Raw genomic sequence first — 18366 nt, 5'->3', positions numbered from 1 at the left:
GGGCTTGGATGTAGCAAATTAGACTTCTCAGACAACTTCTAAGCTAATATTGGAATATTGGCTCCCTCGGAGATTGCGGTTTCCATGTCTTCGAGAGTGGCTGGTGGTTTACCTGGTCGATGCAGGATCCCTGATAAGGTTTCCACTGGAACATTGAGAGGAAAGATTTTCACTTGACCGTCTTCGTCAATAACGAACTAGACCCTACTACCGCTGACAAGGTTAAGATGCTCCCGAATTTCTTCGGGGAGAGTGATTTGCCCGGTATCGGTAACTGTTGTGCTGAACATGGCTAGGATGCTTGTGATTAAGCTTTTACTGATAGTTGAACAAACCAATAAACTATTTTGATAAGGCATCTAAGTCCATTATCCTGTATTTTATAGGTTGTCGAAATGTTCTTAAAGTAAACGATAGATGAAACGATAAATATGGCATTGATGAATATCAAAATAGTTTCACCATAAAGGGGGATTTTTTGATAGTCTTGCTTGGAGCAGTGGAAAGCTGATAAATTCCTATAGATTTTATGTTTTTGGATAGCTCTAATCAAGAATTACCCATACCAACATCGTTGTCATAGCCCCTTAGCGCCAGTCACCGAATATAACAAAGGGTGCCCAGTAATAGGGATGTTGGTACTTAGGGTCTTTCAAAACACTTAACTGAGCACGGCGCAGGGCTTCAGCTTTGGTAACGTTCCGTTGAGTGAATTCTTGGTAAAACTGAACCATAAGCTCAGCAGTGGATTCGTCCTCAACAAGCGCCAGACCGCCGAGAATACTGCGTACTTTAGATCTTAGGGCTAATCCCGCTAATCCAAAAGGTGTTTGATTATTCCCTTGAGCAATTTCACAAGTACTGAGGACGAGTAATTCAATGGGATTGGATTTTTTATGTTTTTTTGAACGCAGTAACTCCTCAAATTCCTTGGCTCTAATTTTTTTGTCCCAAGCCAGTATAAATGTATCTTCTGAAGAAAACTGTCCATGGGTTGCCAAGTGAAGTATAGGGAAGTAAGAGGAGTTAAGTGCGTTTTCCAGGGCTGTACTAGTGAAGCTCTCATCGAGTAGGACTGAACTCGGTATCATTGAGCTAATTTTTTTTACCTCCACCTCAACAAAGGGTAAATTTGAATAGTTTTGGTGTGCTTTAGAAACTCGATTCATCTCAGAAAGTCCAGCAATCAAAGCTCTTAAAGGTCTTTGTTTCCGAGGCTGGGGCTCTAGTATCTGTAAAGCGGGAGTGACAGCAATGGCATATTTTTCTACTAAATACTGCTCACCGTCGTAGAGAGCTGCCATAGGAATATTTCTTAGCCCACTATTGGCCACAAATACGAGAGTCTTGATGCTGCTTTTAGCTAATTCAGTTTCTGCTGGTTTAATAAGCCATTCGTAAACTTGATTTCGAGAAGATTTCACAGATCGGAATGGCCTCGATAATACTCGTTGCATATTCTTAAGCGTTTCCTCAACTTCTTTTGCAGATAAGGGTGTTGAGTAGCGGTGCAATGGTTGACCGGGCAAGTGAAGAATTACTTCTAACCAGTCGTCCAAAATAATAGGATAGATTACTGCTGCTTGGGAATCAATCTGGTCAATTTGGATTAGATTAGGATTCAAGGGAACTATCTCACGGAAGCTGTTGAGTTGAGTCAAATGGAGAGATTCAATAACCTGACGAACTTTTCTGAGAGTGTGCTGGTTAGAGCCAGTTTCTTGAGAGTCCAAAAGTGACCCAATCAACTCCTGATAAACACTCTCTACAATTTCTACAAAATCAACCCTTATAGCTGGATTTATCCTAGTTAAATCACTACCTAATAATTGGATAGTATCAAAAGCTTTTGCGTAAGCAAACGACGCTCTTTTAGTATCTCCTTGAGCTGCGAGTAAACGAGCTTGGGTATTTAAAGATTGGGCAAGAAGAGCTGAGTGATCTAGAGAGTTTATCTTATCTGAATTTGCTAATAGTTTCAAACTTTCTGAAACTGCCTTATTTGCCTGATCCAACTGCTCAAGTTGCTGATAGGCAATGGAAATATTGCTAAGGAGCATAGCTTGTCTGAGTTCATAGTCTTGAATCTCAAAGGATAGAGCTGCTTGTTTTCTGGCTCTTTCTGCCTCAGAGCGCTTATTGGCTTTGTAAAGTTTTCCAGCTAGTTCAGATAGCTGCGATACATTTTTAAATTCTTGCTTTACCTGTTTAAGTTCTATCTTGGCAGAATCAACCTGGCGATTCGCGTCTACTACTAGAATTACTGTTAGTATTCCAGAAATACCAGCTCCCAATAACGCTAAAATTAAGACACCAAATCCGAAACGCATTCGCCGTTTAGCTTTGCGATTCGCCTCAGTTAGTACCCGATTTCTCTTCTGGGCTGCTTCCCTATCCTTCCTCTCTCTCTCTAATTCCGAATTTCGTTCTTTTTGAGCGATTTGCTGCTCTATCTGCTTTTTCTCACTTGCTGCCAGAAACTGCTGATCCTGATAACTTAAATTTTTACCCTTGGCCCAGGCTTGAGCATTTTTTAGAGTTTGACCCCGCAACAATAGTGACTGATCCTGACAATCTGAGGCCACCCAAGCCCTAAAGGCTTCCGAATAGGGACGTAAGTGGGCTAATTCTTGGTTAATCCAGTCCTGATTAAAGACTTCACGGTAGATCGAGTTATAGACTTTAAGCACTGGAGAGGTTCCAAGTCTGTGCTTCACTACTAACCCAGATAACTGTAATTTCCCCTCTTCAAAACTGTTATTAGCAACAACTTCCCCCTGCTGCCACACCTGCTGATACAATTCCAACAAATAGGCAGCCCATTGCTCATTACAAAGAATGCGATCGCGTATGGTCTTCAAGTGTTCTGGTTCATCGGTAGCTTCCCAGTTATCGATAAAATGCGATCGCACCAATCTCTCAATCCACTCCTTCTCCATCTCCCCCCTTGTTAAGGGGGGTTGGGGGGGATCGAAACTTGTTAAGGGCTTCTCAATCGATTCCTTCTCCATCTCCCCCCTTGTTAAGGGGGGTTGGGGGGGATCGAAACTTGTTAAAGCTTGGGGGGGATCCAAACTTGTTAAAGCTTGGGGGGGATCGAAACTTGTTAAGGCTTGGGGGGGATCCCAACACCCAGAACTCACCACCAACTGACAGAGCTTTTGAGTAAGAAACGGTTGTCCTCCTGTCCACTTTACTATCTCCTGGATCACTGCCTGGGGATTACTGACGTTTCCCTCCAATCCCTTGACTAACGGCTCAACTTCATGGAGTTGAAAGCCATGTAACTCAACTGCTCGGCCAATATTAAACGGGGTGCGGTCTTTATCTGCAATTAAATCCCCCGGTGTCGCCACCCCCAACAGCACAAAACTGATGCGATTATAGGCAGCATTTTCCGCCCGTTTGTTATAACAGGCTCGAATTAGGGCAAAGAAGTCATCTTTAAAAGCCAGTTGCAGAACGCTATCAATTTCATCAATAAAAATAACAATCCGTTCGGCAATTTGGATCAGTAATACCTCTTCGATAAACTCCCGAAAAAGCTGTACTGGCGGAATATCTTTGTGCTCATTGAGCCAGCTCCGAAATGATAATTTCTCCTGTAGACCGAATCGGTTAATCAGAGTTTTGGTTAAGCCACCGTACCATTTCTCTGGGGTAACCTGTTGGGTTCCTAATTCCGTAATATCAATGGATGCACAAGCCACCCCGTGGTTTTGCAGCCGTTTCATGGTTCGCACTCTTAGGGAAGACTTCCCCATTTGGCGGGAATTCAAGACATAGCAAAACTCTCCAGCCAGCAACTGCTGGTAAAGTTCCCCATCAGCCGTACGCACCACGTAAGTAGTAGCATCCGGTGGTAGGCATCCCCCAACCTGATAGGCTCCTGTACTCATAGCAGTTCTCCAAGGCGGTCTCTAAAATACTGTCGATATAAATTACAACTGAGCCTGACCTGATTGCCCTGCTTTTTCACTAGCCCCATGCTGTACAACTTGTAGGCTGCTATCAAGTCCAGATGCACAGGAGTGTTAGCATCAATCACCTGTAACAGTGCTTTGGCCAAGTCTGGGTGTGGTTGCAGCATCCGCCACAGATGTCGCAGGTGGTTAGCGTAGATGCCAGCATCTGTAGGAGCGGCTTGCAACAGTTGCGCCAGGGAGTCATTACCGTGGATTTGGCAGTGAGATAAGGCTTGCTGTACTAAATCAGGATGACCTGCCACCATCCCCATCAATTGCTCCACAAGGGATTCACTCCAATCCTGTCCATGTTGTCGGGCTAATTCCTGGACTTGTTCCGGGGTAAATTCTGGCAATTCAATGGGCACTCCCACATTAAACGGGGATTCATTAATATTGAGGGGAATATAAACATCTGTGGAATGGACAACCACCAACCGCAACCGTTTCCAGACCTGTTCCACTTTCCCCCGTTCGTGCCACGCCCTCAGCAATCCCAAAAATTCTGAAGCTACCTCAGGGTAGGGAAACACTCGGTCTACTTCATCGAGACATAAAACCACGGGAGCGCCAGCTTCAGGCAGAAGATAGTTCTCAAAGTATTCGGTAGAATCCACCTTAGCCGTGGAAAAGTCTTCATCCCAATACTCTCTCAACCGATTCGGTATCTTCAAGCTTTGACCAACACTGATACAAAACCACTTGAACAATCCATCGACATCGGTTAAGTCATTGCTATGGGCTAAGTGAAAATTTACATACGCCTTTCGGTAGCCCTTCTCGGCAAACTGATCCAACATTCTCACCATCAGCAATGTCTTCCCCATCAGCCTAGGGGCTTTAATCCTGACCAACGCACCGGGACCTAAAAGGGCTTGATAACAAGACTGTTCAATGGGAGGACGTTGGACATAAATCAATGAAGAGTCTTCTTCAGGGCAGTGTGTGATCACTACTTCTGAGTTTACTGTCCCATGGGCTGACGTATCATTGCCAGTATTTTCGTCAAAGAATGCTATGGCGTTCCAGTTTTGCCCCAATTTTTCACTAATTTCTTTGAAATTCAGGTTATCTACAGGTCTGCCATTGAGATAATTATTGACGGTTGATAGAGATATCAATAACTCCTCAGCTAAATCTTTCTGGCGAGGGAAACCGTTACGTTGAACCGCTAGTTTGACCTGGTCAATATACTCTGGGCGAACTCTAAGTGAGCGTGGCATGGTCTAGGTGAGATGAGCTACTCAAACTATAACGCTCTTTCCTAGGGACTTAGCTGTCCGGCAAAATTCATCCCACATCCTAATGCGCAGCATAGGTGTGGGATGAATTTTGCACAGAGTCTTTCGGATCAGGGAAGCGAGCTATTAAGCTCCTTATCAGCTCTGATTGAGTCATTCCGCGTCGCTCTGCTTCTTGTGCTAACTGTCTTTTCTCAAAATTGGTAATCCTGATTGTTAACTTTTTATCTTTCATTGCGACTTGACATATGGCTGTACGTTAACTACAATGTTACTAGGTCGATAAATAAGAGGACAAGTAAGCGTGAGAATTGCATATCAGTACCGGCTAAAACTAACAAAAGATCAAAAAGCAAAAATAGACCACTGGCTTTCAATGCTTTGTGCTCAATATAATTATTTATTGGCTGACCGATTTTATTGGTACGATCAAAATCGCTGTCCAATTAATGCTTGTCCTCTCGTCTGTCATTCTCCCGAATTAAGAAACAATCCAGATTACTACTCTCAGAAAAAGACTTTACCAAATCTTAAGAAAACTCATCCTTGGTACAAAGAGATTCATTCTCAAGTATTGCAAGATGTAGTTAAGAGAGTAAAATTAGCTTTTGATCGGTTCATAAAAGGAGATAGTAACGGTAAACGAAGCGGAAGACCTAGGTTTAAGAAAAAACAGCGCTACCGTACTTTTACTTACCCTCAAATGAAAGAAGGGTGCCTAGAAGGGAATTTAATCAACCTTCCCAAAATAGGTAAAGTAAAGATTGTGTTACACCGCCCTATTCCTGATGGCTTTAAGATAAAGACTGCTTCAATAACCAAAAAGTGTGATGGTTATTATTTGGTCTTATCTTTAGAAGATAAGACTGTTCCCGAAGTTAAGCCTGACATTAACCCTGACTCTATAATTGGGATTGATGTTGGCCTTAAAGAATTCTTGACCACTTCTGAAGGGGAAACAGTAAACATTCCTCAATATTATCGACGGTCTCAAAAAAGGCTAAGAGTCATCCAGAAAAGATTATCTCGACGAAAGAAAGGAGGAAAGAATACACTCAAAGCTATTAAACAGCTTGGAAAACAGCACAAAAAAGTAGCAGACAAACGGAAAGATTTCCACTTTAAGACCGCCAATTATTTACTGTCAAAGTACGATGTAATTGCTCACGAAAATTTAAACATCAAGGGACTAGCTAAATCCCGATTGGCTAAATCTGTACTGGACGCTGGGTGGTCTAGCTTTCTGACAATCCTGGCAAGCAAAGCCGTTCGCGTAGCGTGGCCTACGGCCATAAATGCTGGCTTGTTGGCGATTCCAGTAAGTGCTCAGAACACTTAACAGAACTGTTCCAATTGCGGCAAAAAAGTTCCTAAAAAGTTGCATGTTCGGTGGCATGATTGTTCTCATTGCAGTTGCAGTTTGGACAGAGACCACAATGCAGCAATAAATATAAAAAACAGAGCGGAAGGGCAGTCCGTTCTTAAAGCCCAGCGCCTCCTAAGCGATAGCCGGACTGGCTGGGAAGCCTACACTGAACCTATAAGGTCAGTGTAGGAGCTGTCACCCCAACTCAGGTACAACTCAGGCATAACTCAGACCCGGTGGTGCCTTTTGCCTTTTGACTTTTTTTATCCTACAGCAAATTCTGTCAACTTACGTGCATTGGGGTCATGATAACCGATGACAATTTCTGACTTAGGTACTCCCAATTCTACTAGCTCATTGGCTACACCAACTTCAGTACCATCATGTTGAATCCAGATTTTTTCTCCCTTGATATCAATATGGATCAACGAACCACAAACTCGGCGGTCACCTTCCCAGCCAACTGTTACTAGTAAGTAATGATCATCGTTGTGGTCAAAAACTGTAAATTGTTCAATCTCACCATAAGAAGGTACAAACTGGTTATGTCGAGCTAAAACCTGCTGAATCCATTGCCGATACTGGTTCAATCGTTCCACTGTACAACTACCTCCTCGTCTGGGTCAAAAACTACTAGTTTTACCTTGTACTCTTTTACGCTTAACTGTCCTAGCTCCTCAAGAAAAAAGTTGCGATATACTTTACTCGGTACGGCTAGAAAAAGTACTCTACCTGGCTCTTTTACCTTTAAAACAACCCGATAATTCAGAAATTGTCCAAGTGCCGTGTGAAATTATGAGGTAGTAGAAGGTGCTAAAAAACTCTTGACCTCTACAGCAATTCGCATCTGATCTTTTTGAGCAGCAATTAAACGTTCTGCTCCTAAGTCTACCTCAAGACGACCAGATGATAGTTCTAGAACTAGAGGGTCATGAGTAATAGTCCAACCGTCTTTGTTGAGAGCTGTTTTGACTACTTCATGGTAAACGTCCTTAGCGGCCATAAAAGTGCATGATTATAAGAGGTTATAGATTACACAGAGGATACCAATATATTAAGTCAAAATCAAAACTATCAAGTCAAAAGTAACAATCTTCAATGCGCTAATATGACTAGTTTATTGGATTAATTAATAAACCAAGTTAACTTTTGCCTATTGCCTTTTGCCTATTGCCTTTTGCCTATTGCCTATTGCCTTTTGCCTTTTGCCTTTTGCCTATTGCCTTTTGCCTATTGCCTATTGCCTATTGCCTTTTGCCTATTGCCTTCCCCTCCTGGTCGGGGTTAGGGGTGGGTTCCTCTTGCCTCTTGCCTTCCCCTCCTGGTCGGGGTTAGGGGTGGGTTCCTCTTGCCTCTTGCCTTCCCCTCCTGGTCGGGGTTAGGGGTGGGTTCCTCTTGCCTTCCCCTCCTGGTCGGGGTTAGGGGTGGGTTCCTCTTGCCTATTCCCTGTTCCCTGTTCCCGATTCCCGATTCCCCAATTTAATAATTGTTTATTGTTACTTATAATATTGTTAATTAAAATAAATATTTATAATATATCAAAAATTTGGATTAAACGGGTTAAACCCGATTGGATATCGGATATTATTTCCATAATTGCATAATTAATATGCTTGAATCCCATCAAGCCTAAATTTTTTGTATTAAAAAATACAAACAAAACCTCCATCGAAGGTAATTCTTAAATCGGTAAAGTTAATCGTCTCTTAACTATCCCTTGATCAAAAACTGATCAAAAAGGGCTCAAATGAGACTAACTCAGGACAAACGACCATGACTGGATGGGGAGATGAGCAGAAAAACTACCAGAATTCTGAAGCTGGTATTTCCTCATCTCTTAGTCTGTGTGCCATGTTGTAATCAATTTGTCATGAATTAGTAACACACCTGACAAGAGACGGTAGTCGTGTTGACTTGATCCAGAGGTGCGACCCGTGGCGAATTTAATTCTTAATGGTAAGAGCGCACCTATCAAAACCCTGATTGAGTGTGAGGAAACCCTGTGAACAGATCAAAAAATTTGTGGCTCTCTGTGCTAAAATGCCCTACCTTGTTTGTTGGGGCAACCCTATTGATTTCATCCTCAGCAGTAGCAGCAACTGAGGAAGCTTTGCCAGAAGAGACAATCTCTCAAGAATCGGCTGTAAACCCTAGCACTACAGTAGAAGCACTGACAGTAGAAGCAGCCCCTGACCTCACCTCCCTAACTCAGATCTCTGATCTGCCATTAGTGGCTGATGCCTCAACTGGGGATACGGTTGATATCAGTAATTCCACTACCAGTAATTCCACTACCAGTAATTCCACTATCAGGGATTTTACTATCAGCAATTCCACTATCAGCGATTCTACTATCAGTAATTCTGCTAGTGAATCAGTGATCCCATACGGTGATGGGGAAACTGCAGAAGATGACTTGATGGGACCGGTGACTGGTGTTTCTCAACTAAATGGAGAGACTGTAGAAGATGACTCCATGGAACAAGTCACTAATGTGTCTCAACTCAGAGACGTTTCCCCTGGAGATTGGGCTTATGAAGCATTACGCTCTTTGGTAGAACGCTACGGCTGTATTGCTGGTTATCCCAATGCTACCTTCCGGGGTAACCGAGCCTTGACTCGCTACGAATTCGCTGCTGGTTTGAATGCCTGTTTGAACCAAATTGAGCGTTTACTGGGGGGCGTCACAGCAGACTTTATCACCCGTGAGGACTTAGAAAGTCTACAACGGTTAGTACAGGAGTTTGAAACAGAACTGGCTACCCTAGGGGCACGAGTAGATAACCTAGAAGGACGAGTAGCCTTCTTAGAAGACCATCAGTTTTCCACCACCACTAAACTCAAGGGTGAGGTTATCTTTGCTCTAGCTGATGCCTTTGGAGGGGATGCTGATGATGTTCAGACCGTTTTTCACAACCGGACTCGTCTCAACTTCTTAACCAGCTTTACCGGTAAGGACATGCTCCAAACCCGTCTCCAGGCTGGGGATGCCCCAACTTTGATCACAGGGGCTGGTGGTGAGCTGGCCGGAACTCAAGAAGGTCGCTTTACCTACGATGGACCAAGTGGTAATGACGTTATTATTGATATCTTGCGCTACCGCTTCCCCCTCGGGGATAAAGTAACGGTTCAACTGTTGGCTAACCGAGCACTCCATCACTATTACGCAGATACCGTCAACCCTTTCTTTGAAGGTCGTGCTGGTGGTTCCAATGCTATTACCCGTTTTGCTGAACGTAATCCCATCTATCGGATTGGGCCTTTTGGTGCTGGGGCTGCTCTTGCCATCAAGCCCATCAAGGATGTTCGGATTGATTTAGGTTACATCTCCAACACCGCTAGCAATCCTCAAGAAGGCCAGGGTCTATTCAATGGCAACTTTTCTGCGATCGCTCAGTTGGTTTATGGTAGTGATTTCAAAGTTGGATTCACCTACATTCGGGGTTACGAAGATAATGCTGATGGACGACCCCGTTTAATCCTAGGGGGTACTGGCACAGCCCTGGCTAATCTTAATCCAGCAGCCTTGGGGAATGCTACCAGTTTAGGCACGGTTGACTTTGATAGCGCAAAAGTGGAAAGCAACTCTTTCGGTGTTGAAACCTCTTTGAGACTTACCCCCAACATCGTACTCAATGGCTGGGCAGGCTACACCGATGCTGAGTTGATTGGCTTGGGTGATGCTGAAATTTGGAACTTCGCTGCTGGTATCGCTTTCCCGGATTTGGGCAAAAAAGGTAATCTGGCCGGAATTTTTGGTGGTGCGGCACCAACCCTCAGAGGACTGGATTTAGATGATGGCAACAGTAACTTTGACAATGATTTTGCTTACCAGGTTTCAGCGTTCTATAAGTATAAAGTCAACAACAACATCTCCGTCACCCCTGGTGTAGTTTGGCTTCTGAATCCTAACCAAAGTTCTGACAACGATGATGTGGTCATCGGTACCCTCAGAACTACTTTCACCTTTTAATTTTTAGGTTCGACGTCCGGCGCTCTACCCACCTATGGTTGGTGAGCGTCGGGATCAAAGCCGTTAGGGAAATTTGGTTGGAAATTTTACTAGAGAAATTTTACTACCGAGCAAGCCTTTAGAACCGTGGGAATTTTTTCTGGCTCAATTTGTGGCGCGATAGTAAAGAGTATCAAACGTTTCGGTGAAAGTTTGTAGGCATTGGGGACAGTAGTACCGTTGGCTTCCCTTACTAGTTTTGACCTGTTTATGGGTCTTATGATGACCGGACACAGGGCATTCCATCATCAATACGACTATTTTTTCACAAGCAAGATTGATCTTACCACTCCCACACTTCCCCATAGGCACTACCAGCACGGAAGCGGAGCGAGGGGTAATTACCACCATACCTCTTTAAATTCTGTCATATATTATACAGATGTAGGCTTTGCTGTGTAGGCGTTGCTGAATTAAAGTATAAATGCGCGATCGTTTGGTTTTGGTAAACCCCTCTAAATATCCCAAACTTTTGGAGACTTTGAAAGAGCGGAATCATACGCAAAATCAGCAATCCCTACTACTTAACCTGGGATAAGTTCAAATCAAAACAGTAAAGAAGTGATGATTATCAAATTACGATCTTGGTTCAGAGCAGGAGTCTTAGCAGTAATTCTATGCACTGCTTTGTTTCTAGGTTCTGGAATCGCGTATGCAGATACACAAGGGACTCCGGAGTGGAACGACTTGGTGGGGATATTCTCTGAAGATGGTCGGGTCCGGTTGGATGTGGGCATACGTGCGATGAAGGAGGAAGTGCCAGCATCCCACGACTCCTGGGCTACTCGGCTAGTGATCGAGCGTTTAGATGGACCGAGTAGTGGTCCTGTGGAGCCCGATCATCTCGTTGGCATCTTCTCTGAGGATGGTAGCACCCGGTTAGATCTCGGCATACGTGCGATGAAGGAGGAAGTGCCAGCATCCCACGAATCCTGGGCGACCAGGCTGAGAATTGTTCCCTTGAATGAATTGGCACTCGGCTCGATTACCTACGGTACTGTCGTTGGGGTTTTCTCCGAGGATGCTCGGGTCCGGTTGGATGTCGGCATATGTGCGATGAAGGAGGAAGTGCCAGCATCCCACGAATCCTGGGCTACTCGACTCCATATCCGAAAGCTCTAATAGCGCCTAGGGCGTAGGTCAGGGTGAGAAATGAAACACTCCTGCTTATTTAAGGAAGGTTAGTTGACACTCCCCGCCCTGGAAGGACGGGGATTCTTGCTTGGCCTATGGCCACGCTACGCGAACAACGGGGGGACTTGTTTAACCAGGCCGGAGCCAGGAAAAATATAGGTCTCCTCGACCCAAGCGTATTTGGTCTATGACCTAGGTTTCGGTGTGCCCCACCGTACCTAAATTAATTAACAAATTTAGATAAACATTTTTTTTGATCTTAGACCTTCATAGACGTCCAAATCGTTAGACTTGATTGTGCAACCTGATTATCTCAAAACAGGTTTTTTACACTGTCTACTTCTTCAAGATCATGTTTATCTAGAATATTATTTTTTGTTATGTCTTTATTCTAACACAAAGCCGTCCTGTAAGGACGGGGCTTTAAACCCAAATTTTTTGGTAAAATTCCTCTTACCTTGCGCGTAGCGCTATAAATATTTTGAGCAGGTTGTCAAAAACAAAAAAGCGCTCCCCATATGGAGAGCGCTTTTTATTAACTTAGCGTATTATGCCAAGTTGAAATTAACCGTTGATCACTGGAGCAGTCAAAGCTACAGGAGTAGCTTCAGCAGCAGCTAGGTCTAGAGGGAAGTTGTGAGCGTTACGCTCGTGCATTACCTCGAAACCTAGGTTAGCCCGGTTAAGTACATCAGCCCAGGTGTTGATCACGTGACCTTGTGAGTCGATGATGCTCTGGTTGAAGTTGAAACCATTGAGGTTAAATGCCATGGTGCTGATGCCCAGTGCAGTAAACCAGATGCCGATTACAGGCCATGCACCTAAGAAGAAGTGCAAGGAACGGCTGTTGTTGAAGGAAGCGTATTGGAAGATTAAACGACCGAAGTAGCCGTGAGCTGCCACGATGTTGTAAGTTTCTTCCTCTTGACCGAACTTGTAACCATAGTTCTGTGACTCGGTTTCGGTGGTCTCACGCACTAAGGAGGAGGTCACCAAAGAACCGTGCATTGCAGAGAACAAGGAACCACCGAATACACCGGCTACACCTAGCATGTGGAACGGGTGCATCAAGATGTTGTGCTCAGCTTGGAACACAAACATAAAGTTGAAGGTTCCGCTGATACCGAGAGGCATACCATCGGAGAAAGAACCTTGTCCGATTGGGTAGATCAGGAACACGGCGCTAGCAGCTGCAACTGGTGCGCTGTAAGCGACGCAGATCCAAGGACGCATACCTAAGCGGTAGCTCAGTTCCCACTCACGACCCATGTAGGCGAATACACCAATCAGGAAGTGGAACACTACCAACTGGTAAGGACCACCGTTGTATAGCCACTCATCTAAGGAAGCAGCTTCCCAGATTGGGTAGAAGTGTAAGCCAATGGCGTTAGAAGAAGGAACAACAGCACCAGAGATGATGTTGTTGCCATACATCAGGGAGCCAGCAACCGGCTCGCGGATACCATCGATGTCCACAGGAGGAGCAGCGATGAAAGCAATGATGAAGCAGGTGGTAGCAGCTAGCAAAGTTGGGATCATTAAGATACCAAACCAGCCTACATAGAGGCGGTTGTTGGTAGAGGTGACCCAATTGCAGAACTGAGACCACACAGAGGTGTTGCTCTGCTGTAATACAGTAGTCATGTTCTTATGATTGCGGGTATGAATATGAAGTTATCGAGGTTCGTCCGGCTTGTGTGCGCCTTCATGTATTTATATTAAGTAATATATTTAGTTTTGTAAAGGGTTTTGAGAGTAATTGCCCGGATATATATTAAATAATGTAAATAAGTAAAACTTATATTAAAAAGTATTGACAAATAAAGCGTAATGTGATAACAAAAACAAAAATAGCCTACGCTACCAGATCAAAGCTTACGCTACCAGCACTTCCCGGTTAACCCGATTGGTTTTTCCGATTAATGATCAAACCACCCGATTATTTTGAATACACTCGCAATACCACTCAAAACTAGACTTAGGAATACGCTGTTGGGTTGGGTAATCAATATAAGTAATCCCAAAGCGGCGATCATATCCCCAATACCACTCAAAGTTATCGATTAGACTCCAAACAAAAAAGCGCTCCCCATCTGGAGAGCGCTTTGTTTTAACTTAGCGTATTATGCCAAGTTGAAATTAACCGTTGATCACTGGAGCAGTCAAAGCTACAGGAGTAGCTTCAGCAGCAGCTAGGTCTAGAGGGAAGTTGTGAGCGTTACGCTCGTGCATTACCTCGAAACCTAGGTTAGCCCGGTTAAGTACATCAGCCCAGGTGTTGATCACGTGACCTTGTGAGTCGATGATGCTCTGGTTGAAGTTGAAACCATTGAGGTTAAATGCCATGGTGCTGATGCCCAGTGCAGTAAACCAGATGCCGATTACAGGCCATGCACCTAAGAAGAAGTGCAAGGAACGGCTGTTGTTGAAGGAAGCGTATTGGAAGATTAAACGACCGAAGTAGCCGTGAGCTGCCACGATGTTGTAAGTTTCTTCCTCTTGACCGAACTTGTAACCATAGTTCTGAGACTCGGTTTCGGTGGTCTCACGCACTAAGGAGGAGGTCACCAAAGAACCGTGCATTGCAGAGAACAAGGAACCACCGAATACACCGGCTACACCTAGCATGTGGAACGGGTGCATCAGGATGTTGTGCTCAGCTTGGAACACGAACATGAAGTTGAAGGTTCCGCTGATACCGAGAGGCATACCATCGGAGAAAGAACCTTGTCCGATTGGGTAGATCAGGAACACGGCGCTAGCAGCTGCAACTGGTGCGCTGTAAGCGACGCAGATCCAAGGACGCATACCTAAGCGGTAGCTCAGTTCCCACTCACGACCCATGTAGGCGAATACACCAATCAGGAAGTGGAACACTACCAACTGGTAAGGACCACCGTTGTATAGCCACTCATCTAAGGAAGCAGCTTCCCAGATTGGGTAGAAGTGTAAGCCAATGGCGTTAGAAGAAGGAACAACAGCACCAGAGATGATGTTGTTGCCATACATCAGGGAGCCAGCAACCGGCTCGCGGATACCATCGATGTCCACAGGAGGAGCAGCGATGAAAGCAATGATGAAGCAGGTGGTAGCAGCTAGCAAAGTTGGGATCATTAAGATACCAAACCAGCCTACATAGAGGCGGTTGTTGGTAGAGGTGACCCAATTGCAGAACTGAGACCACACAGAGGTGTTGCTCTGTTGTAATACAGTAGTCATGTTCTTATGATTGCGGGTATGAATATGAAGTTATCGAGGTTCGTCCGGCTTGTGTGCGCCTTCATGTATTTATATTAAGTAATATATTTAGTTTTGTAAAGGGGTTTGAGAGTAATTTCCCCTCATGTTATTAAATAATGTAAATAAGTAAAAATTATATTAAGTAATTCTTGACAAATAACTATTAATATGATAAAAAAACCAAAATAGTTAAACCAAAATAGCGATCGCATACAAAATAGCGATCGCATAAAACTAGAGGCGTTCGATGGAGGGCCTCTATATATAGAGCCTGAGATATAGAGCCTGAGCCTGGTTCTTTGCCTAAGTCCTAACTTAGAAACCAACTCAGGACTCAGCACTGAACACTGAGCACTTAAAAAACCTTAACCAGGAGGCCACTTCATTTGGCGTTGACCCAAGATGTGCAAATGCAGGTGATCAACCGTTTGACCACCATCAGCACCATTATTAATCACCAGTCGATAGCCATTGGTCAAACCGACTTGCTCAGCAACTTGCTTAGCCGTTAACAACAGGTGGCCCATCAGAGCTTGATCTTCCGACTCAGCTGCTTCCAGTTTAGGAATGGGCTTCTTGGGAATTACCAGAATATGAACTGGTGCCTGAGGGTTAATATCCTTGAAGGCAAGGGCTAAATCGTCTTCATAAACAATATCTGCTGGGATTTCTCGGCGGATAATCTTGCTAAAGATGGTTTCGCTCATAGCAGCTGCCAATACTATGTTTACTAGATCAGCTGCAATTGTGACACAAAATGTCAGGTAGCTATAGCATTTTTATTTGAGTTGTGAACATAGTCGCGCTTGGGAAAGGCAAGAGGCAAGAGGCAAGAGGCAAGAGGCAAAAGGCAATAGGCAAAAGGCAATAGGCAAGAGGCAATAGGCAATAGGCAAGAAAGTAGATCGGGATTGTTGGTAGCGATGCAGCGCGGTCTTGGGGAGGCAGTGCCGCCAAAGGGGGTTCCCCCCATGAGCAACTGCTGTGGTTTCCGCCATGAGCGACTGCATCAAGACAATGGAAAGAACTTTCATCCTTGTGCGACCATAATGCCCGCTTTATAGTTCACAAAATATTTATAATTCCTATATCTATAAAGTTGCTAAAAATAATCGTTTATATGATAAGCCTTCAACAGACAATGAGATAATTTATTCATTTTTTTATCTAACAAAACCTAGTCAAATGTTGTGCCTTTAAACTGTATATTAGTGAAATAAACTAAAAAATATAGATTCCAGTATCCTTTTGCCTATTGCCTATTGCCTATTGCCTATTGCCTATTGCCTCTTGCCTTTTGCCTTTTGCCTTTTGCCTTTTGCCTTTTGCCTTGTTAAAACACATTTCAAATGCGTTTTAGCTTAATCCTTACCATCAGCCCCTACACTTAGAGCGAGAGGCTAATGCCCTCAATCTAATGTTCCATTCGTATTGGTGGAGTCATCATAATCGGTCCTGTTCTATGAATTGGTCTGGGCCCGGGTTTAGGAAAAGGTCTGGGCCGTGGATGTTCAAAAACAGGAGGTGTTGGTTGGGGTATTGGGCGTGGACATTTGGGAAAAGGTTCTGGGTGTTCAGGCATGGGAACTGCCGTAGGTGCTGGACACAGAATCACTGGAGTTAGGGGAGTCGGACCACATGCACCACCCTGAACCATAGTATCTTGCTGATCTAGATCATTGAGAAAGGTTTCCTCATCGGATAACAACTCAAAACCGATGGGTAACTCAGAAATTTCCATTATTAGTTTTCCTCCATAGGAGTGTGACGGATGACTTTATTCAAGATTTCTGTAAGTCTACAAATTCTGTTTTAGATAAAAATCTCAGTTTCGTCTCGCCATTTTGGCGAGTTTTTAGTGGAAAACTAGAGTATCAATAGATAAAGAGAAATGGGATAACTCCTGAAACTATAACAGTCTGATTATTGATTGTTCACTGTTGAGTGTTGATTTTTGTACGGTTAGGCACAAGACTTGCCCATACTATCGGTTAACTTCTCAAGGGTAAACAACAAACATTTTCTCTTTAAGTTGTGCATCTACTGATCATCTACTGATATTGTGGAACCACTATCATCTGAAACGATTTCCTCATATCTATTGGATATAGGACTGTGTACTCCGTCAGACCTAGAATCTATCCAGGTGGAATCGGCTGCTCCTGCTAAGAATTTCAATTTACTGGTGAGCTTTTCAGATCATCGTCAGCTACTGGTTAAGCAGGAAAGACCCCATAATGGCGGTATTATAAATCATGAATTTTTCAATGAGTGGCAATTTCATCGCTGGCTGCAGCAGTTGCCAGAGCAGGACTGTCTAGCTTCATCAGTTTCCCAGATCCTTCATTTTGATCCCGATCATTGCATCCTGGTCTACAACTATCTAAATAACTATCTCGACCTGTTTAGTTTCTACTATCAAAACCAAGTTTTCCCTGAAGCGATCGCAACTGATATCGGAACAGTTTTAGCCAACCTCCATCGTCTTACCTTCAATCAACCAGAATGTCGTAATTTTCTAGACCAGGTACCAAAGGGGAAATCTCCCTATCGGTTTGGCAATCCAGCTAAAGGAATCGGACGGCTTAGCCCAGAAATGTTTGGCTCAATCCCTAACAATGCCTTAAAGTTCTTTGTTCTCTATCAACGTTACCCCAGTCTGGGAAATGCGATCGCAGATTTGGAAGCTAACTGGCATCCGAGTTGCCTAACCCACAATGACTTAAAATTGAACAACATTTTGGTTCATAGAGAGTGGGAGCAATTCTCAATATCTTCACCACCCGATCAGAGCATGGTGCGACTGATTGATTGGGAACGTTGTGCCTGGGGAGATCCAGCCTTTGACCTTGGAACCATAATCGCCAGCTACCTGGGTATCTGGTTAAGTAGCTTAGTGGTAGACCCCACGATTAAATTAGAAGAATCCTTGCGTCTAGCAGTGACTCCTTTACAAGTGCTTCAACCCTCCATCGCTGCTCTAACCCAAGCCTATCTTACCGCTTTTCCCGGGATTGAGTCGGCTCGTCCCAACTGGCTTAAACGAGTAGTTCAGTTTACCGGTTTGGCACTGATTCACCAAATTCAGGCAATGATTTACTATCAGAAATCCTTTGATAATACTGGAATCTGTATGCTCCAGGTTGCCAAAACTCTACTCTGCCGACCAAAACAATCTGTGCCAACGGTTTTTGGTATCTCAGAATCAGAACTGATATCAAATCCGGTAATCCCCTAGAAAAGGGTTTGTAGCATACCTGTAAATTGTCAATTGAAAACTGCTATATAGCGGTTTCTAGCCTAATGAGGTACACAGGATTTTTTCCCTCTTGCCTCTTGCCTCTTCTCTGTTCCCTGTTCCCTATTCCCTGTTCCCTAAAACCCAGGACGAAGTACCTCACCCAATTG

At 44.1% G+C, this 18366-nt stretch carries 18 protein-coding genes and 3 pseudogenes; 7 read left to right on the top strand and 14 right to left on the bottom strand.

Annotated elements, in window-relative coordinates; all coding sequences use genetic code 11:
- Positions 1-38: 38 nt before the first annotated feature.
- The 5 genes from F6J90_RS32420 to F6J90_RS32400 all read right to left on the bottom strand — a co-directional run bounded on the left by F6J90_RS32420 (position 39) and on the right by F6J90_RS32400 (position 5441).
- Positions 39-173 (bottom strand): hypothetical protein, encoded by a 135-nt coding sequence (locus F6J90_RS32420; RefSeq protein WP_293103468.1) that lies wholly within the window; start codon positions 171-173, stop codon positions 39-41.
- Between the two features lie 24 nt (positions 174-197).
- The gene (locus F6J90_RS43870) at positions 198-290 is read right to left on the bottom strand and encodes an AbrB/MazE/SpoVT family DNA-binding domain-containing protein (RefSeq protein WP_366513952.1); all 93 of its coding nucleotides are present in this window, start codon (positions 288-290) and stop codon (positions 198-200) included.
- Between the two features lie 297 nt (positions 291-587).
- A complete protein-coding gene (locus tag F6J90_RS32410; RefSeq protein ID WP_293103462.1) occupies positions 588-3899 on the bottom strand; it encodes a CHAT domain-containing protein in 3312 nt (1103 codons plus the stop codon).
- Positions 3896-5188, bottom strand: coding sequence for an AAA-like domain-containing protein (locus tag F6J90_RS32405; protein WP_293103460.1), 1293 nt, complete (start codon positions 5186-5188; stop codon positions 3896-3898). Before F6J90_RS32405 ends, F6J90_RS32410 begins: the two co-directional genes overlap by 4 nt.
- 79 nt (positions 5189-5267) lie before the next feature.
- The gene (locus F6J90_RS32400) at positions 5268-5441 is read right to left on the bottom strand and encodes a CopG family transcriptional regulator (RefSeq protein ID WP_293103457.1); all 174 of its coding nucleotides are present in this window, start codon (positions 5439-5441) and stop codon (positions 5268-5270) included.
- Positions 5442-5510: 69 nt separating this feature from the next.
- Here F6J90_RS32400 and F6J90_RS32395 point away from each other — a divergent pair, with 69 nt between their 5' ends.
- Positions 5511-6545, top strand: a complete 1035-nt coding sequence (locus F6J90_RS32395) for a transposase (RefSeq protein ID WP_366513950.1) — start codon at positions 5511-5513, stop codon at positions 6543-6545.
- A 39-nt stretch (positions 6546-6584) separates the two neighbouring features.
- Positions 6585-6761 carry a hypothetical protein gene (locus F6J90_RS43865; protein WP_366513948.1) on the top strand — a complete coding sequence of 59 codons (177 nt, stop codon included), beginning with the start codon at positions 6585-6587 and terminating at the stop codon, positions 6759-6761.
- 74 nt (positions 6762-6835) lie between these two features.
- On the opposite strand, the gene F6J90_RS32390 is transcribed toward F6J90_RS43865, so the two are convergent.
- Both F6J90_RS32390 and F6J90_RS32385 read right to left on the bottom strand, forming a co-directional pair.
- A complete protein-coding gene (locus F6J90_RS32390) occupies positions 6836-7171 on the bottom strand; it encodes a XisI protein (protein ID WP_293103454.1) in 336 nt (111 codons plus the stop codon).
- Positions 7159-7575 (bottom strand): annotated as a pseudogene (locus F6J90_RS32385) (element excision factor XisH family protein). The gene F6J90_RS32390 and the pseudogene F6J90_RS32385 overlap by 13 nt, the downstream one beginning before the upstream one ends.
- Before the next feature lie 146 nt (positions 7576-7721).
- Between F6J90_RS32385 and F6J90_RS32380 the strand changes: the two are divergent.
- The 3 genes from F6J90_RS32380 to F6J90_RS32370 all read left to right on the top strand — a co-directional run bounded on the left by F6J90_RS32380 (position 7722) and on the right by F6J90_RS32370 (position 10545).
- Complete coding sequence (locus F6J90_RS32380) at positions 7722-7907, top strand: hypothetical protein (protein WP_293103451.1); 186 nt, start codon at positions 7722-7724, stop codon at positions 7905-7907.
- Positions 7908-7920: 13 nt separating this feature from the next.
- Entirely contained in the window at positions 7921-8055 is a 135-nt protein-coding gene (locus F6J90_RS32375) for a hypothetical protein (protein WP_293103448.1), read from the top strand.
- A 519-nt stretch (positions 8056-8574) separates the two neighbouring features.
- Positions 8575-10545 carry an iron uptake porin gene (locus F6J90_RS32370; RefSeq protein ID WP_293103445.1) on the top strand — a complete coding sequence of 657 codons (1971 nt, stop codon included), beginning with the start codon at positions 8575-8577 and terminating at the stop codon, positions 10543-10545.
- A gap of 113 nt (positions 10546-10658) precedes the next feature.
- Here the strand turns inward: F6J90_RS32370 and F6J90_RS32365 are convergent.
- A pseudogene (locus F6J90_RS32365) lies at positions 10659-10845 on the bottom strand (IS1 family transposase); the annotation flags it as partial.
- A 303-nt stretch (positions 10846-11148) separates the two neighbouring features.
- Here F6J90_RS32365 and F6J90_RS32360 point away from each other — a divergent pair.
- Entirely contained in the window at positions 11149-11706 is a 558-nt protein-coding gene (locus tag F6J90_RS32360; protein ID WP_293103442.1) for a hypothetical protein, read from the top strand.
- A gap of 576 nt (positions 11707-12282) precedes the next feature.
- Here the strand turns inward: F6J90_RS32360 and psbA (F6J90_RS32355) are convergent.
- The 6 genes and pseudogenes from psbA (F6J90_RS32355) to F6J90_RS32330 all read right to left on the bottom strand — a co-directional run bounded on the left by psbA (F6J90_RS32355) (position 12283) and on the right by F6J90_RS32330 (position 16699).
- The gene (gene psbA / locus F6J90_RS32355; RefSeq protein ID WP_293096516.1) at positions 12283-13362 is read right to left on the bottom strand and encodes a photosystem II q(b) protein; all 1080 of its coding nucleotides are present in this window, start codon (positions 13360-13362) and stop codon (positions 12283-12285) included.
- A 282-nt stretch (positions 13363-13644) separates the two neighbouring features.
- Positions 13645-13788 (bottom strand): annotated as a pseudogene (locus F6J90_RS32350) (family 1 glycosylhydrolase); the annotation flags it as partial.
- Positions 13789-13857: 69 nt separating this feature from the next.
- The gene (gene psbA / locus F6J90_RS32345) at positions 13858-14937 is read right to left on the bottom strand and encodes a photosystem II q(b) protein (RefSeq protein WP_293096516.1); all 1080 of its coding nucleotides are present in this window, start codon (positions 14935-14937) and stop codon (positions 13858-13860) included.
- A gap of 386 nt (positions 14938-15323) precedes the next feature.
- A complete protein-coding gene (locus tag F6J90_RS32340; RefSeq protein WP_293103439.1) occupies positions 15324-15665 on the bottom strand; it encodes a histidine triad nucleotide-binding protein in 342 nt (113 codons plus the stop codon).
- Positions 15666-15718: 53 nt separating this feature from the next.
- A complete protein-coding gene (locus tag F6J90_RS32335) occupies positions 15719-15931 on the bottom strand; it encodes a hypothetical protein (RefSeq protein ID WP_293103436.1) in 213 nt (70 codons plus the stop codon).
- 441 nt (positions 15932-16372) lie between these two features.
- The gene (locus F6J90_RS32330) at positions 16373-16699 is read right to left on the bottom strand and encodes a hypothetical protein (RefSeq protein ID WP_293103433.1); all 327 of its coding nucleotides are present in this window, start codon (positions 16697-16699) and stop codon (positions 16373-16375) included.
- A gap of 321 nt (positions 16700-17020) precedes the next feature.
- Between F6J90_RS32330 and F6J90_RS32325 the strand changes: the two genes are divergently transcribed.
- Entirely contained in the window at positions 17021-18196 is a 1176-nt protein-coding gene (locus F6J90_RS32325; RefSeq protein WP_366513947.1) for an aminoglycoside phosphotransferase family protein, read from the top strand.
- Positions 18197-18366 lie beyond the last annotated feature (170 nt).

It is taken from the genome of Moorena sp. SIOASIH (genome assembly GCF_010671925.1).
In the GTDB taxonomy this organism is placed as follows: domain Bacteria; phylum Cyanobacteriota; class Cyanobacteriia; order Cyanobacteriales; family Coleofasciculaceae; genus Moorena.
Note: the sequence above shows the minus strand (reverse complement) of the source record. Positions and strands in the feature narration are given on the sequence as shown.